The organism is Kiritimatiellia bacterium (genome assembly GCA_028715905.1).
GTDB lineage: Bacteria > Verrucomicrobiota > Kiritimatiellia > JAAZAB01 > JAAZAB01 > JAQUQV01.
This window is the reverse complement of sequence record JAQUQV010000056.1, coordinates 1-15,683: the sequence shown is the minus strand read 5'-3', so window position 1 is coordinate 15,683 and position 15,683 is coordinate 1. Positions and strand designations below refer to the sequence as shown.

The window sequence follows — 15,683 nt, the reverse complement described above, 5'->3', positions numbered from 1 at the left end:
GGCGCCCAGAATATATTTCCATTTCGTTTGCGGAGATTCCAGTTCATCAATCGTTTCCTGACTGATCATGCCACGGTCGGCGACGATGCAAATATTGCTGATCCCAAAGCGCTTTTTCATCCTCTCACGACGGCAAACAAGTTGTCTTTGAATACCTTGATCATTATACCAACACTACCCAAACCGTCTCTCTTGCCGCCCGCGACTTCCTCGCAAAACTCATCGCTCATATCCCTGACCGCTATTTCCGCAAGATCCGTTACTACGGCTTCCTCGCCAATCGTGTCCGCGGCAAACTCCTTCCTGTCGTCTACAAGCTCCTCAAACAGTCTCAAAACTACGCTCGTTCCGTTTTCTGCCGCTGGCGGCAAATGCTTATCTCATCTTTTGGCGCCGATCCGCTCCGCTGTCCGAACTGTAACACCCAGCTCCGTTTCTCGTATATCGTCCTCCCTGTCCGCTCCCTAACCCCTTTCCATCAGGAGATCGCTCATGGCCATTTTAAACTTCTTTAAAAAACATCCTCCAATCCTCTTCCGTTGCTCCGAATGCCATGACGAGAAAACTCTCACACGCCGGCAACTCCGGCTCGTCGCCAAACTCTGCCCTCAGAACCCCATTTGCCCATTTTTGATCCCCTGCCCTGCTTGCAAAACTGGTTTCTTGGCTCCGGTCGATTACACCGATGACCAGGGAAACCGCTTTATGCTCGATCAAATCAAAAAACGCATCTTTATTGACCACGCCTCCCACACAACCTTTTCTTTTGAATTCGAAAAATGAACTTTGAAATTCCTATGCATGAACTTATCTATTAGAAACGGAACAACCCCAAGCCATTTTTGCTGTTGCATGGTTCAAATATCACTTTCCCCGGAAGGCTAAGGCACGGGTTCAAAAGACCTGTTTAATCTTGGTTGCACTCGGACGGGATCTTTTGGGCACTTTAATGCCTTTTCCTGCCATTTGAGAAATAGTCAATAAAATCAAGGAAAAGCGTGAACTGTATTGAAAATAAAGGGGAGGCGCGAAGCGGAATTGAACCGCTGTAACAGGTTTTGCAGACCCGTGCCTAACCACTTGGCTATCGCGCCGTCTGTGTCTCTCGTATTCCCGCAAAGCGTTGTGCGTAAGAAAAAAACACACAGCCTGCAGAATCACTCATACCATACCAGACGGCATGGATACGTCAAGCCGGATTTGCCCGCCGCCTTTTTCCGGCCGCAATCCTGCCATGATGTTACGGGCTAGAAATAAACCGAGGCCGTGGCCAGAAACTGGTATGTGCCGCGGAACCCCGCTGGTTTTCTGGTTTTTTCCTCAAGCTCTGGGATGGATGCGATTTCACCCGCCGCGAGTTGTTTTAAGCGCCGGTCAAGTTCCGCCAACCGGGCCGCCTGGCCGGCCAACCGGATTTGCATCACCTCGTATCCGAAGGTCTTGTTCCGGTCATACCACAATTGCCGGTATTGTTTTTCAAAATCCGCCACTGCCCGGGTCAGTTTGCCTAGCAGCTTTCTGGCGCTAGCCGTCTTTTTACGGTCGCGCAGGGTATAAGCCGCGGCCACGGCCCGGCCGGCCTGGATTTTCAATCTTAAAAGCATGATCAACCGGCGGATGAGACGGATGTCCCCGGCGGCGCCTTGCGGATATTTGGCGAGCGCCGCTTCAAGGCGGCGGTAATGTTTTTCCATTCGGCCCCAGTAGCCGGGGCCGAAATGCGTTTCCTGTTCCTTGCGGTAAATCCCGAGCAAAGGGTCGTCCCAGAGCAGGGCCGGGGCTGAGATGTTGTCCTTTTCCCGGAAGAGGGTGATGTCGCCGGCAATCACGTGCGCCCGGTAACTGCCGCCGCAGATTGCCGCGAATTTTTTTGCCAGCGTTTCATGGCCGGGCTCGCCGGCTCCATAAATTTTTTCGGCGGCATACAAGGCCCCCGCCAGGGCGGAGCTGCGGTCGCAGTAACCGCCGTCATCGCCCCACATGGTGAAAATTATTTCCTCAACTTTTTCGCGGCGGCAGGCTTCTATACAGGGGCGGATCGTTTCCGCGGTTCTGCGGTGGTTGTGCCACAAGACCGGCCAGGTCCAGATGCCCGAGGCCATGACCGGAAGCGATCCCAGCCGGCGGTGCCGCCGGATCCATTCCCTGTAAAAACCACTGTCCGTATGATAATAATCCCAGTAAACCAGCTGCACGTCGCGCGGAATTTTTTCAATGACATCCCGCGGGGTAATTGCTTTTTTATCGTAATAATCCATGTTTTTGCTGCCCATGCGGAAAAACATGTCCGACCAGATCATGGGTTTCAGGCCGCGTTTCCTGCATTCGGCCGTCACCCGGTTCAGGTGGTCAATGTAAATATCAAACGGCCGGCGGTAGCCGTTCAAATCCATATAGCGGCCGCGTCCGAGGTTATGGGTTTCATCCATCCCGAGGTGAATCCGCCTGCTTTTAAAAACGCGCCCGTAGAAATCCAGCATTTTGTTGATTAATTTGTAAGACTTTTCTTCGGTGGTCAGCAGTTCGGCGAAAGTATCCCTGATGCCGCCGTAGCGCGGCCAGCGCAACGCCGGTTCAAGGTGGCCGAGCGCCTGAATACAGCCGACCATTTCAATGCCCAGCCGCGCGGCGTATTCATCAATCTCACGCATTTCGGCGGTGGTGTAACGTCCGCGCAAGTAGCCAAAACACTCCTCGCCGGGCAGTTCGTAGATGTCCTTGGTGTAAAGCATCGCCTGGTTGTAACCCATCAGCGCGGCGCGGCGCAGCCATTCCTTGAGATAGGCGGTTTTCATGACCGCGTTGCGGGAACAATCAAACATCAAGCCCGCCGTCTTAAAGCAAGTTTTTTTCTCCACGATCCGGTTCCCGCCGATAAGTCCGGAAAGCAGAATGCCTATCCCGCGCGCAACCAGGCTGAGCGTGCCGCCGGTAATTTCCACCCGATCCTTTTTGCGGCTGATTTTCAGTCCGTTGCCGCCGATGGCCGGCGCGATTCGCGTTTCCCCCTTGTTTTCAATGATCGGATAATGTTCTCCCAGCGTCGCGAGGAGAGTGCGGATGCGCGGGTCTTTGACTTCGTTTTTATCCCATGTAATGATATTTTTATTCCTGTTCATGGTTTTATCGTATTTTTTTACCGCGCCAGGTTGTATTCAACATGATGCTTTTCCCTGCCGGCCAATCAGCCGCGCGCCGGCGGAAGGCCTGGCAAGACTGACGGCGCAGACATTCCCGAACTTTTCGGCGTAGGCGGAGGAAATTTTTACGCCCGCTCCGGCCGCATCCTCCGGCCGAACGAGGAGTACCGCGCTCCCGCCGAAACCGCCGCCGGAGAGCCGCGCGCCGAGAACCTCCTTTAAGCCGGAGGCAATTTCCACGATGAAATCAAGCTCTTTGCATGAATTTTCAAAATTGATCCGCGAACTTTCGTGCGACGCAAACATGAGTTTTCCGAATTTTTTCATATCGCCGGCTTGCAGAAACCGCCGGGCCTGCACAACCCGCGCATTTTCGCCGACAATATGCGCCGCCCTTCTGGCAACAACCGGATCAAGACTTTTACAATGTTTTTTCAATTCCTCCGGTGACACATCTCGCAGAGCTTTTACCGGATGATCCAGGACTGAAGCAAAGAAAAGCGCCGCCCGTTCGCACGCGGCGCGCCGTTCGTTATAGGCCGAGGCCGCCAGGCTGTGCTTAACGCCCGTGTTGACCATGAGAAAGCAGATATTTTTGTCAACCGGCACGGTTTCCACGGCAAGCGTTCTGAAATCGGTGAAAATCAGCGATCGTTCCGCGCCGAACAAGCTTGATATCTGGTCAAGCAGTCCGCAACGCGCTCCGGTGAACTCATTTTCAGCCTGCTGGCATAGTTCTGCAATCCGCATTTGCGGCGGCTGCAACCCGTAAAAATCAATCAACGCCAGCGCGGCGGCCACCTCCAGCGCCGCCGAGCTGGAAAGCCCGGCACCGGCCGGCAGATTGCCGGAAAAAATAAGATTAAAACCTTTTTCAATCTTTCCTTCCCCACCGAGCTGGTTGACCACGCCGGCAATGTAATTTGCCCAATGCGGACTTTTCAACGGCTTTTCCACGGGCAGGTCAAATTCGGCGGTTTCGCCCGGATCAAGGGCCGCAAGAACGCAATGTTTCTGTTCGCCGCCCGAAACCGCCGCGCAAACCCCCTCGTCAATCGCGGCGGAAATTACAAAGCCTTCGTTATAGTCGGTATGGTTGCCGAGGACTTCAATGCGCCCGGGACCGTAGGCAACGGACCGGGGGGGGGCGCCGAAACGCGCGGTATGCCGGGTGATAACGCGCTCAATGAGGGGCGAATTCATAAGTTGAAGGTGGCTAGCGTTGCATGTTGGAAGTTTCCCGCCGGAGCGGCGCTCCGGTATGCTCATTCCCTGATAATTTTCAGAAGCTCCTCTTGCCGTCCGCGGAGCAATTCCTGACTGCGGGCCTCCAGGTTCAGGCGCACAAACGGTTCTGTATTGGAAGCCCGCACGTTGAACCACCAGTCGTCAAACTCAACGCTGAGTCCGTCCAGCTCAAACATTTTGCCGGAGCCGTAAGCTTGGCGCAGACGGTTGAAAACCTCGGCGGGATTTCCGACTTCCGAGTTGATTTCCGGGCTTTTGAAATACCGCCGCAGAGGCGCCACCAGAGCCGAGAGCGGTTTTCCCGACTGGCTGATCAAATTGGCGATGAACAGCACGGCCATAGCCGAGCTTTCGGTATAGTAGTTGTCGCGGAAATAGTAATGCCCGGACAGTTCGCCGGCAAAAACCGCCTTGGCGTCGCGCATTTGCCGCTTGATGAAGGCGTGGCCGACCCGGCACATCTGCGGCGTGCCGCCGTTTTCCTCAATCAATTCCTTGACCGTCCAGCTGCTCCGCAAATCGTAGAGGATTTTTCCCTTTTCCTTTTTCAATACGCTCTGGGCGATAAGGGCCGTAATCAGGTCCATGGGGACAATGACCCCGGCTTCATCCACAAAGCCGACCCGGTCGGCGTCGCCGTCAAACGCGGCGCCGAAATCGTATTGGCCCGATTTAACCTTATCCTGGAGCGCGGCGAGCGTTTCGGTCTTGAGGGGGTTGGCCTCGTGGTTTGGAAAAGATCCGTCCAGATCGGCATAGAGCGGATCAATATCCATCAGTTCTTCCAGCGCCCGGGCTTCAATGGCGCCCACGGCGTTGGCGAAATCGGCCGCTATTTTTATGGGGCGTTCCAGTTTGGCAAGCGTATGGACGTGGGCGGTGTATTCGGATAAAATATCATACTGGATGACCGCGCCCGGCGCAGGGGCGGCGGGCTTGAATTGCCCGGCCAGAACCATTCTTTCAATGTCGCCGATGCCGGTCTGGCCGCTGATCGGCACGGCCCGGGCCCGGCAGAGCTTGAATCCGTTCCATTCGGCCGGATTGTGCGAGGCGGTGATCATGATGCCCGCCTCCGCGCCGAGGCGGCCGTTGGCGAAATAGGACATGGGGGTGGAACAAACCCCGAGCGATATGATGTCGGCGCCCTGCATGGTCAATCCCCGGACAAGGGCCTCAAAGAGCGGGAGGGAATGGGGCCGCATATCCCGCCCGACAACGACTTTACGGCAATTCAGATAGGTTACAAACGCCCGGCCGATTTTAAAGGCGATTTCCTCCGTCAGATCCTTGCCCGCGATGCCGCGGATATCGTATGCCTTGAATATTCCCGCCATATTAAACGCCTCCTGCCGGTATGATTCCTTGTCTTTAGTGCCTCAAATGTTAAACACGGCTGCCAACGCCGATGAATTTATTGCCCGCCAAGTTCGCAAAGTTTTTTTTCAAATCAGCGTTCTTTGCGGGATAATTCTTTCGGCTACGGTCAAAATCCGCTCCAAGCAAAGCAGATTACGCCCGGAATCGGAAAAGAAAAGTTTTTTAACTGTTTTTTTTCATGTGTGCACCACAGGCTGTTTCCCCGGAAATATTTATTTGGCCGCGCCGGATTGGGGCGGCAGGGAAGGAATGACATTGTCTTCCGCCGTTTGGGAAAGGCCGGTGAGCTGTTCCATTTTCAAACCGAGCCGGTCAAACCGCCGGGCGGCGTCGGCGTATTTTTTAAGCGAATTGTTAAGGTGCGTGCCCACCAGCTCAAAATCCCCGGCAAACACCTCCAGTTCCTTTTGCAAACGCAGGATGCCGTTAATAATCTCCCGCGCATTTTCTTCAACGCGCATGCCCCGCAATCCCAGCAGGATGGTCTGGAGATAGGCATAAAACGAATTCGGTGAAACCGGAATAACGCGTTTGGCGAGGGCGTACTGGAGCAGCGGCTCGCCGGGGTTCCATTCATTCCTCGCGATTATTTCGTAGAAAACCGATTCGGCGGGAATATACATCATGGCAAAGTCAAACGTGCCCTCGTCGGTGCGGATGTATTTCTGGGCGATGGCGTCAATATGTTTTTTTACGTCGCGCGCGAACGCCCGCCCGGCGGCGCTGGTTTCGCCGTCATCGCCGGCAGACAGAATGCGCTTGAAATTTTCCAGCGGGAATTTGGCGTCAATCGGGATAATGCCGGAAGACAGCTTGATGACGGCGTCCGCGGTTTCGCCGTTTTGAAACCGGTGCTGGTTTTCATAACTCTTTTCCGGCAGGACCTGGGCCAACAGCTCGCTGAGCAGGTATTCGCCCATTGATCCGCGCAATTTCGGCGACTGGAGTGTCTGTTGCAGTTCGGAAATTTCGCGGCCGACCTCAAAAATGCGCCGGGAAGCCTCGTCCATCCGGCCGAGCTGCTGGCGGACGTCGCTGATTACCCTGGAAGAGTTGTCCAACCGCTCGCCCATGCTGCGGCCGGTATCGGTCAGGCGGCGTTCAACGATTTCATTGAGGCGGCGGATGTCCTCCTGCAGACTGCGCTGCAAGCCGTCAAACTTGCGCGCTGTTTCCGCCGTGCCCGCGCTGATCTGATTCTGCAAAAGACCCAGCGCCTGGACGTTCGCGTCCGGAGTTTTTCCGCCGCGCGCAAAAAACAACCTGGCCAGCAGGATAACGATAATCACGCCGATTGCCAAGATAACTGCCAATAAATATTCCATCGCCCTTGAAATATACCGGGAAATCGGGATTGAACAAGTCTTGATTTGCCGCCGGGGTTTGTTTTATCATTGGCAGTCATGAGCGGACGCAACCCAATTGAAATCCTCTGCCCGTTCTGCGGACAGGAAGCAATTTTAAGGCGGACCCCGCGTTACGAAGGTTTCCGGCGCGCCGGCGACAATCTCGCCTGTTCCGCGTGCGGACACGCTTTCGCCAGCGAGGCGGAGGTGCCGTTCAAAACGAAAAAAAACTCTGATTTGTTTGACCGGAGCGAACTGGAGGGCCGGCCAAAAATTTTTAAGCCGGACGAAGCCGCGCGGCTCTGCCGTCATTGCGCCCATTACGTCGTCAATCCGTTCGCGCAGCGTTGCGCCCTGCGACATGAGGAAGTTGAGGCCACCGATTCCTGCGCGCGTTTCACGCCGCGGCCCGCGGCGGCGAAAAAGGAAACGCCCGGGGGCGAAACGTGAGGCGCATTTTTCAGGGGTCAATATTTTCCAGACGGAGGGTGTCGGGATTAATGCGCCGGTAGAAACAGTTGCGCGGCCGGCCGGCCTTATTCCGGGTGTGGCAGATGCCCCCGCGGCGCGGGCGCACCCGGTATAAAAGGGAATTCTGTTCGCAATTGATATAAGCCTCCGCCAGCTCAAATGTTTCGCCGGAGGTGCTTCCTTTTTCCCATAATGCATTGCGTGAAGTGCTCCAGAGGATCAAACTGCGTTTGCGCAGGGCCATGAAAAAGGCCTCCTGGTTGGTATAGGCCAGCAGGATCACCTCGCCGGTGTTGATATTCTGCACCGCCACCGGCAGAACGCCGGACAAGCCGGCCAGTTTGTTGAAATCCGGACGCAACTCGGATGTTTCTTCCAATGAATTCATTGCTTCTCAGCCGCTTGTTTAAAATATCAAGGCGATACGATGTCCGGCATAAGGCGGTTTAAATCCGCCAGTATATCCGGGTTGGTTTTATAGGCGGCTTGGGCGTATAACTCCGCGGTTTTAAATACGCCGTTTTCATAGCAAAACAGCGCCATCTGTTTCAATATGATCGCGCGCTGCGGCCCGGAAAGACCCAGGGACTCAATATAATAATTGACGATGCGCGCGATCTGGGGAACGGCGATCGCTTCCCAGGGAATGACGGTGCTGCCCGCCGGTCCCAGCGCCACGGTAATGCTGTTTTCGCCGTTGGCCCGGACAATATCGCGGGCGGTTTGCCCCATAAGCCAGCAATTCCTGGCCGGGGCGCGATTGATCGCATTGATCAGCCAGCTTTTCAGTTTTGCAATTTCAGAGTATGTTTCTTCCAGATTGTCCAGAGCGGCCCTGGTTTCATCCAGCGTCATTTTCGGCCGGATGGAAGCCAGGGAGCTTTGGGCTTCGCTGAATTTATGCCGGCCGATTAAAAGCGCATTGGCGCCGCGCGCCCTTTCCAGGAAGTCAAGCTCGCGCTGAATGATTGCCGGCCGCATTTTTTTCAATTCTTCCTCTTTTTTTCTGGCCGTTGTTTTTTCTGACTCCAGCTTGCGCCGGAGGGCTTCTGCCTTCACCTGTTCAGCTTTTTTCCGTTTGATTTCCTCCATCGCCTTCTTATGTTGGGCGGCGGCCTCGGCCAATACCTCCCCGGCCAGTTCGCCGGATTCCTGCATCGCTCCGTATATGCCGATTAATTCGTCAAAATCTTTTTTAATCCGGCCGGAGAACTGGAGGGCGGACTGGCTGTTGGTGGCAACCTCCAGCCGGCCAAACGCGGCGCCGGCCCGGGCCCAGATGTCATCGGATTCATTGAGCCATTCTTTTGCCTTGTCGGTTTCATCCATGATGCGGGCGGTTGCATCGTCAACGCGTTGCGCCGATTCCGCCATCCGGTCGGCCCTTTCTGCGAGCGGCAGGATATTGGTCCCGGTTTCGGCGATGATTCTTTTCAGGTTGAGAATCCTTTCCCAGGTTGCCCGGCCCTCTGCCCGGGACTGCTCCAGCAATTGGCGCTCGGCCGCTTCCTGTTTAAGCCGCTCCTGTTTCTGGTTGTTGTAAAACCAGCCGAGCACCCCCAGGGCGATTAAAATCACGCCGGCGGCCGCGCCCGCCGCCGTTTTCCAGTTCAATTTGCGCAGCCAGGCTTTTATTTTTGTTTCAGAAACCTTTATCGGTATAGGCGAAATATGGCTTTGTCTGGCAAGCGGTTTCTCGGCCGCCTTGAACGCATTGCGCATGTCAATCAGCAGGGCGGGGTAGGATGGATAACGCATGGCCGGCTCGGCTTCCAGCATGCGCGCGATCATTTTCGCGGTCGCCGGGTGCAGATTGGGATTTATTGAAAGGATATCCGGCGCCGGCTGATTGAGGCGCGCCGCGACCACATCGTTGGAAGTCGGGCCGTCAAAGGGCGGCTTGCCGGTCAGCATATGAAAGAGGGTTGCTCCGAGGCTGTAAATGTCAGAGCGAAAATCCACCTTTTTCCCGCGCGCCTTTTCCGGCGCGATGTAATAAGGCGTGCCCCAGACCGGCTGGCCGTGCCGCTGTTCGCTGATATAACTGGCCAGGCCAAAATCCACCACCTTGGCCTCGCCGCTTTTATTGAAAAGAACATTCGCCGGCTTCACGTCGCCATGCACCAGCCCGACCCCGCTGGCGGCCATTAAGCCTTCCGTAACTTCCAGGTGTATCGCCAGCGCCTTTAATTCGTCAACCGGGCCGGCGGCGATCAGATCGTCAAGTTTGCCGCCGTCAACCAGTTCCATGACAATATAAGGCTGGCCGTTGTGCTGGCCGAAGGAATAGATCTGCACCACGTTGCGATGGTTTAAGGCCGCGGCCGCCTGGGCTTCATGTTTGAAGGCCTGGACGAATTCAAGATTGTCGCCCAGGTCCTTTTTCATCACTTTCAGGGCAACCTGCCGGCCAAGCTCGCGGTCCATTGCCTGGTAAATGACGCCCATGCCGCCGGCGCCAAGCTGTTTGATCAAGAGGAAGGACGCAAACTTTGCCGGCACAATCTGTTCAATGCCGCATTGCGGACATTGGATTTTGACAAACGGCTCCAGGTGCGAAACGTCAAGTATCTTCTGGCACCCGGCGCAAGTAAGCTGGGATACGTGTTCGGCTTCTATGCTAACCGCTTTTTTTTGCGTTTTGTCCATGGCGCTCCGTCCGGAGGCGGCAAAACATCGGCGCACCCCTTTCGGCCTGTTGGGATAATAGCCTTTTTCTATAGAATGGCAACTAACAATAAATGTTCAAATTTCTTGCGCGCGCCGGCCGGCGGCGCCGGATGCAAGGTTCCGTAACGGTTTGGCATAATACGGATACGCATCCGCCGGACTGCCCGGGTTGATATATTTCCAGCGTTTGTACATCCACATCCATTGTTCCGGATGTTTCTCTATTTCCCGCTGAAAGGAGGCGGCAATCTGCTGGGTCAACTGCTTTGCAAAATCAGGGCCCGCCTCGCGCAAAAGATCGGTTTTGAACTGCGGAAAAGCATAGAAAGTATAGTGCCCGTCCCATTGCGCCCGGCAGAACACCGGTAGAATCGGCACCTTTTTCCTTTCCACCAGAACCGCCGCAATCGTGGAAATCGGACACGGCAGGCCGAAAAAATCAACAAAAACCCCGCCATTCTCCGGCTTGGTGTTCTGATCAAGCAAGATGGCCAGGTGCAGACCGCGGCGAATGGCCCGCAGGGAGCCGCGCACCGCCCCGCGTATGGGGATAATTTCTGCGTCGCCGGCCGCCCGGAATTTATTGAACATTACATCCACGGCCGGGTTGGACAACGGCGCCACAATCGCCGCGTGCAAATAACCGTGCGCCGTGAAAGCGCGCGACATCAACTCCCAGTTGCCGAAATGCGCCGTTACCCCTATGGTCGGCGGCGACTGCGGGAAATAAGCGGGAACCGAAGCGTCCATCCTGACATATTTTCTGACGCGCGCGCGGGTATTGCGGGCAAACCAGAAAAAATCAAGAAAGACCAGCGCCATGTTTTGAAATGACCGGACGGCAATCCGTTTTTTCTCATCCTTTGATTTCCGCGGCCCAAAGGCGATTTCCAGGTTCGCCATGGTCAACCGGCGCTGGCCGGATGCGCAATGGTAGGCGATTGTTCCCGCCAGGCGCGCGCCGGCCAGAATCATCCGCCGCGGCCAGAGCGGCAAAACGGCCAGCCCCAGGCGAACCAGCAAAACCTCAACGATCTGACGCGCTTTGTTTAAATTTACCTCCACGAATGGAACGTTTGGTGAGCCGGGCGAGATTTGAACTCGCGACCCCAGCATTAAAAGTGCCGTGCTCTACCGACTGAGCTACCGGCCCACCATGATTTTCCCGAAATCATCCGGCAGAATTAATAATTTATGCAAAAAAGAGCATTTTTGTCAAACCCGAATTTTGCATGTAACATGCAAAAAAATTCAGGTCAAAAAATAATGGAAAACGAAAAACCGCGCTGGACAAGCCCGGCGGATTGCATAATATGTCATTTATTCCATGGAGACAAAAAAACATGAAATGCCGGTTCAAGGCGGCCTCGTGAAAATTGAACTGCTGGCCGTTACCCCCCGCGCTGAGGAAGTGATTGAGTTTGCCGGGCGGGTCTGCTACCGGAGCGCGGAGAAAAGGGCGCCCGGCAGCGCCGCAAAATTGATCGCAAAACTCATCGCCATGGGGCATGAATCGCCCCTGGAACACGCCTTCGCCACTTTTCATATCCTCGGCTGTTCGCGCGCCATGACGCATCAGCTTGTCCGGCACCGGCTCATGTCGGTTTCACAGCAGAGCCAGCGTTACGTGGACGAAAAAACTTTTTCTTGCGTCATTCCGCCGGCGGTGCCGGATGGACAGCGCGCGGAATTCCAGGCCGATATGGAATCTATCCGCGCCATGTACGTCAAATGGCGGGCGCACGGCCTTAAAAAAGAGGATGCCCGGTTTGTTCTGCCGAACGCCTGCGCGAGCGAAATCGTTATCAGCGCCAATTTTCGGGAATTCCGGCATATTTTCGCAGTGCGCTGCGCGCCGCAGGCCCAGTGGGAAATCAGGCGGGCCTGCGCGGCAATGCTCCGGGAACTTTACCGCCATGCGCCGAGCGTCTTTCAGGACCAGCTGGGCCTGCTGGAAACAAAAAATCAAGAATGAGTGTTAAACCGCAAATAGTGATTGTCGGTTCGCTTGCTTATGACGATATTGCCACGCCGTTTGCGGCGCGCAAAAACGCCCTGGGCGGCTCCGCCAGCTTTGCCTGCGCCGCGGCGTCTTTTTTTGCGAAATGCGGCATGGTGGCCGTGGCCGGCGATGACTTTTCGCGCGTTTCCATGAATACGCTTAAAAAAGCCGGCATTGACCTGGTTGGACTGCAATTTGCCCGGGGAAAAACCTTCCGCTGGTCGGGAGTATATGAAGAGGATTTCAACAATCGCCGCACGCTCTCCACAAAACTGAACGTGTTTGCCTCTTTCATGCCGGAATTGCCGGAAACGTACAAGGCCAGTCCCTTCGTATTCCTGGCGAACATTGCCCCGGCACTCCAGGCGCATGTCATGGCGCAGGTTGATTCTCCGCGGTTTGTCATGGCCGACACCATGGACCTCTGGATCAACACTGCCCGCGCAGACCTTTTAAAACTGATTAAAAAAGTTGACCTGTTGCTGTTGAACGATTCCGAGGCGCGGCATCTTTCCGGCGAAAAACATCTTGTTGCCGCCGCGCGCAAACTGTTAAAGCTCGGCCCGCGTTATCTGATTATTAAAAAGGGCGAGCACGGCAGCATGCTTGCCTCAAAAAGCGGCTTTTTTCTGCTGTCGGCCTTCCCAGTGGAAAAAGTCGTTGATCCGACCGGCGCGGGCGATGCTTTTGCCGGCGGATTGATCGGATGGCTCGCGGCCCACCGCGATGTTTCCGACTCGGCCCTGCGCCGCGCCATGATTTACGGAACAATCGCGGCCTCGTTCGCGGTTGAATCCTTCAGCGTTGACAAGCTGGTTTCCGCCACGCGCTCCGGTTTGCGCCGGCGCGCCGCCGAATTCATGAGTCTCATCCGTGTCTGACGGGCAATGATGCGCAAAAAAGGATCGGCCGTATCCGCGCGCGTTATCCGCAGACGCCGCGGCCGGCGGCGTTCATTCCGGGATAATTGGCGGAACAATGTCCTTTTTCAGAAAAGGGCGGATCAGTAGCCAGTAACAGCGGAAGAGCAGGCTGAAAGCCGCATTTAGCGCCCGGCCCGGGCCGGAATCGCCCAATCCCCCCGGCAAATCAATTCTGTCGCCGCGGAGCAGGAAAGCATCGCCGACTTTTTTTATGGACTGCACGGCTTTCCTTTTCCGCATGAGAGCAGGCAGACTGCGCAATGCATCCCATGTGCCGCGGCAAAATGCGCCGAATTTTCCCTTGAAAAGGAAGAAGAGACCGGCGCAGACTTGCAGCAGAAGCGTTGCCGGCAGGGCCAGGAAAAAAGTGCGCGCGTCGTAATTCTTGCCGATAAACCACCAGCGGTTCCTGGTCTGGTAACGCGCCCATTTCTGGTTCCGCGCGCGCCGGATGTGGAAACAAACCGCCCGGGAAACGGCATAACACGGGTAACCGGCCAGCGCCAGGCGGAAGGTCAAATCGCCGTCCTCCCATCCGATGAAAAAATCCTCGTCAAATCCTCCCGCCAGAAAAACCTTGCGCCGGTCAAGCAAAACCGCGCCGGCGGAAACGCATCCCACGCGCAGCGGTTGCGCCGATTCCCGCCGGTTAAGCATTATCTCGCCCGCGTAATGAATGTAAGTTCCGTTATATTGGACCGTATCGGGGCGGTCCTGAAACCTGATCTGGCCGGTAACCGCGCCCGCGGCCGGATCAAGCGCATGCGCCCGCATCAGGCCGGCGACATAATCGGGCGCGAGCACGATGTCGTTGTCCATGACAAGAACATAATCGCTTGCCGCCCGCCGCAAACCTTCGTTCCGCGCCGGATTCGGCCCGCGGTTCTCCGCCAATCTGACAACGTCAACCGTTGGGAATGCGGACCGCACAAATTCAACCGAGCCGTCGCCGGAATTGTTGTCCAGCAGTCTTACCTCGTCCAGGCGGATGCTTTTTTGCGCGAAAATTGATTCCAGCACGGCCGGCAAAGTTGCGCGGCCGTTAAAGTTGACAATTGCCACGGAAACCGTCTTTTCCGCGTCTTTGTGTTCCGGGTCGGCCATGAAGTCAGGGTCCTTGATTCGGTTTGTGTTCCGCCGGCGCAATGTTCAGCGCGGTTGGCATGTGGACCGCCCGTTTGCTTTGCGGAAATCCGGAACGCGCCTTCAGACGGTTCCGGCCCTCCGGCTTGTCCGGATAAAACAGGCCGATGTTAATTTCGTATCGGCCGGCCGGTGCGTTGCCGGGCACATGGATAATGTTGCGCACGACCAGATCGCGCACGTCCCCCGGCGGGTGAAGGAAATGGTCGTCCTGAAAAAGAAAGCTTTGGCCGGGGCGCGAGAAATGCACAAAGGCTTTCGGGGCGTCCGCCCTGTAATTTGCGGGCACATCCCAGAAATAGCGCGCCGCAAACCTGTCGCCCGCATAAATCCCGTCCCGGGGAACCTGCATGCCCAGCAAGCAAACCCCGTTTTCAAAAACGGCGGCGGGCGGGCCGGCGTGGCGCAGTAATTCCGGCAAAGTTACAAAAACAAACCCAGCGGCCTTGAGCTTATCCAGGATTAAAGACGCCGCCGCCGCCGTTCGCCGCCGGTCGGCGCCGGGGTTTGTTTCCCAGCCGTCATGCAGAAGGATAATATCGCCGGCCACGGTCCGGCTGACAATGGCATCCACGAGTTCTTCAACCGGATGCGGATTCCAGTCATTGGCATCCAGCGACCAGCCGGCTATTCTCAGCCCATGTCTTCGGCAGGCCTCCGCCAGCCCGCGGCCGTTAATGCCGAAAGGAGGGCGAAACCAGCGCGGCCGGACGCCGGTTATCATTTCAATCGTTTTGTTTCCGTCGGCAATGTCTTTCTCAATTTCGGCTTTGGTTATCAGATCAAAACGGGAATGGCGCTGGGTATGATTGCCGATTAAATGGCCTTCGGCTGCTATGCGCCGCGCCAACTGCGGATGGCGTTCCGCGTTGGCGCCGAGGATGAAAAAAGATGCCTTCACGCTGCTTTCCCTGAGCGCGTTTAAAATCTGTTCGGTGGCGGCGCCATTGGGGCCGTCGTCAAAGGTGAGCGCAATCATTTTGTGCTTATTGGGGACAAAATGCGCGGTTTCGCCCGGCGCTAAAACCTGCTTGACGGGCGCAAACGTCGGCCGGCAGCCGGCGGCGGCAAGCAGTCCCGCGGCAATCAGAAATAAAACTGTATTGCGCATGCTCATGAAGATGCCGGCAAATTAACAGATATAAAGCTCGCCGGAAAGTAAAAACATATGAATGAGCTGGCGGGAGAAAGGGGAAAAAGGGGAAAGTCCAGGACAAATAATATTGACTAATTTTCCGGAACGGCGATACTTGGCATTCCTTTCGGTAACAATGGGGGATTAGCTCAGTTGGCTAGAGCGCCTGAATGGCATTCAGGAGGTCGAGGGTTCAACTCCCTTATCCTCCACCCACTCATTTTT

General features: G+C 55.8%; 14 protein-coding genes and 3 tRNA genes. 4 read left to right on the top strand and 13 right to left on the bottom strand.

Translation table 11 applies throughout. From position 1 onward, the window contains the following. Positions 1-116 precede the first annotated feature (116 nt). From PHP98_09880 to PHP98_09850, 7 genes are all read right to left on the bottom strand, one after another. Positions 117-335 carry a hypothetical protein gene (locus PHP98_09880; protein ID MDD5483935.1) on the bottom strand — a complete coding sequence of 73 codons (219 nt, stop codon included), beginning with the start codon at positions 333-335 and terminating at the stop codon, positions 117-119. A gap of 166 nt (positions 336-501) precedes the next feature. Next, positions 502-744, bottom strand: coding sequence for a hypothetical protein (locus tag PHP98_09875; GenBank protein MDD5483934.1), 243 nt, complete (start codon positions 742-744; stop codon positions 502-504). Between the two features lie 279 nt (positions 745-1,023). Continuing rightward, positions 1,024-1,094: transfer RNA gene (locus PHP98_09870), tRNA-Cys, on the bottom strand. 153 nt (positions 1,095-1,247) lie between these two features. Next, complete coding sequence (locus PHP98_09865; GenBank protein MDD5483933.1) at positions 1,248-3,119, bottom strand: beta-N-acetylhexosaminidase; 1,872 nt, start codon at positions 3,117-3,119, stop codon at positions 1,248-1,250. Between the two features lie 36 nt (positions 3,120-3,155). Further along, positions 3,156-4,343 carry a galactokinase gene (gene galK / locus PHP98_09860; protein MDD5483932.1) on the bottom strand — a complete coding sequence of 396 codons (1,188 nt, stop codon included), beginning with the start codon at positions 4,341-4,343 and terminating at the stop codon, positions 3,156-3,158. Between the two features lie 62 nt (positions 4,344-4,405). Continuing rightward, positions 4,406-5,725, bottom strand: a complete 1,320-nt coding sequence (locus PHP98_09855) for a phosphomannomutase/phosphoglucomutase (GenBank protein ID MDD5483931.1) — start codon at positions 5,723-5,725, stop codon at positions 4,406-4,408. A gap of 255 nt (positions 5,726-5,980) precedes the next feature. Beyond that, positions 5,981-7,081, bottom strand: coding sequence for a DNA recombination protein RmuC (locus PHP98_09850; GenBank protein MDD5483930.1), 1,101 nt, complete (start codon positions 7,079-7,081; stop codon positions 5,981-5,983). 90 nt (positions 7,082-7,171) lie between these two features. On the opposite strand from PHP98_09850, the gene PHP98_09845 reads away from it, so the two are divergent. Next, positions 7,172-7,564, top strand: coding sequence for a hypothetical protein (locus PHP98_09845; protein MDD5483929.1), 393 nt, complete (start codon positions 7,172-7,174; stop codon positions 7,562-7,564). 10 nt (positions 7,565-7,574) lie between these two features. On the opposite strand, the gene PHP98_09840 is transcribed toward PHP98_09845, so the two are convergent. The 4 genes from PHP98_09840 to PHP98_09825 all read right to left on the bottom strand — a co-directional run bounded on the left by PHP98_09840 (position 7,575) and on the right by PHP98_09825 (position 11,408). Further along, the gene (locus PHP98_09840) at positions 7,575-7,973 is read right to left on the bottom strand and encodes a phosphoribosyl-AMP cyclohydrolase (protein ID MDD5483928.1); all 399 of its coding nucleotides are present in this window, start codon (positions 7,971-7,973) and stop codon (positions 7,575-7,577) included. A gap of 26 nt (positions 7,974-7,999) precedes the next feature. Next, positions 8,000-10,234: a protein kinase gene (locus PHP98_09835; GenBank protein MDD5483927.1), complete on the bottom strand. Its 2,235-nt coding sequence runs from the start codon at positions 10,232-10,234 to the stop codon at positions 8,000-8,002. A 96-nt stretch (positions 10,235-10,330) separates the two neighbouring features. Beyond that, a complete protein-coding gene (locus PHP98_09830; protein MDD5483926.1) occupies positions 10,331-11,320 on the bottom strand; it encodes a hypothetical protein in 990 nt (329 codons plus the stop codon). A gap of 12 nt (positions 11,321-11,332) precedes the next feature. Further along, positions 11,333-11,408: transfer RNA gene (locus PHP98_09825), tRNA-Lys, on the bottom strand. 174 nt (positions 11,409-11,582) lie between these two features. Between PHP98_09825 and thyX the strand changes: the two genes are divergently transcribed. Both thyX and PHP98_09815 read left to right on the top strand, forming a co-directional pair. Next, on the top strand, positions 11,583-12,230 hold the full coding sequence (gene thyX / locus PHP98_09820; protein ID MDD5483925.1) for an FAD-dependent thymidylate synthase: 648 nt from the start codon (positions 11,583-11,585) through the stop codon (positions 12,228-12,230). Continuing rightward, positions 12,227-13,138, top strand: coding sequence for a PfkB family carbohydrate kinase (locus PHP98_09815; GenBank protein MDD5483924.1), 912 nt, complete (start codon positions 12,227-12,229; stop codon positions 13,136-13,138). Before thyX ends, PHP98_09815 begins: the two co-directional genes overlap by 4 nt. A gap of 72 nt (positions 13,139-13,210) precedes the next feature. On the opposite strand, the gene PHP98_09810 is transcribed toward PHP98_09815, so the two are convergent. Together PHP98_09810 and PHP98_09805 are read right to left on the bottom strand one after the other, a co-directional pair. Then, entirely contained in the window at positions 13,211-14,284 is a 1,074-nt protein-coding gene (locus PHP98_09810; GenBank protein MDD5483923.1) for a glycosyltransferase family 2 protein, read from the bottom strand. Between the two features lie 4 nt (positions 14,285-14,288). Then, positions 14,289-15,440, bottom strand: a complete 1,152-nt coding sequence (locus PHP98_09805) for a polysaccharide deacetylase family protein (GenBank protein MDD5483922.1) — start codon at positions 15,438-15,440, stop codon at positions 14,289-14,291. A gap of 156 nt (positions 15,441-15,596) precedes the next feature. Between PHP98_09805 and PHP98_09800 the strand changes: the two genes are divergently transcribed. Next, positions 15,597-15,670: transfer RNA gene (locus PHP98_09800), tRNA-Ala, on the top strand. The last annotated feature ends 13 nt before the right edge of the window (positions 15,671-15,683 follow it).

Excerpts from the sequence above, each read along its gene's own strand:
- PHP98_09835 (MDD5483927.1), bottom strand. The coding sequence starts at position 10,234 with ATGGACAAAACGCAAAAAAAAGCGGTTAGCATAGAAGCCGAACACGTA.
- PHP98_09815 (MDD5483924.1), top strand. The coding sequence starts at position 12,227 with ATGAGTGTTAAACCGCAAATAGTGATTGTCGGTTCGCTTGCTTATGAC.
- PHP98_09810 (MDD5483923.1), bottom strand. The coding sequence starts at position 14,284 with ATGGCCGACCCGGAACACAAAGACGCGGAAAAGACGGTTTCCGTGGCA.
- galK (MDD5483932.1), bottom strand. The coding sequence starts at position 4,343 with ATGAATTCGCCCCTCATTGAGCGCGTTATCACCCGGCATACCGCGCGT.
- thyX (MDD5483925.1), top strand. The coding sequence starts at position 11,583 with ATGGAGACAAAAAAACATGAAATGCCGGTTCAAGGCGGCCTCGTGAAA.
- PHP98_09855 (MDD5483931.1), bottom strand. The coding sequence starts at position 5,725 with ATGGCGGGAATATTCAAGGCATACGATATCCGCGGCATCGCGGGCAAG.
- PHP98_09865 (MDD5483933.1), bottom strand. The coding sequence starts at position 3,119 with ATGAACAGGAATAAAAATATCATTACATGGGATAAAAACGAAGTCAAA.
- PHP98_09805 (MDD5483922.1), bottom strand. The coding sequence starts at position 15,440 with ATGAGCATGCGCAATACAGTTTTATTTCTGATTGCCGCGGGACTGCTT.
- PHP98_09845 (MDD5483929.1), top strand. The coding sequence starts at position 7,172 with ATGAGCGGACGCAACCCAATTGAAATCCTCTGCCCGTTCTGCGGACAG.
- PHP98_09840 (MDD5483928.1), bottom strand. The coding sequence starts at position 7,973 with ATGAATTCATTGGAAGAAACATCCGAGTTGCGTCCGGATTTCAACAAA.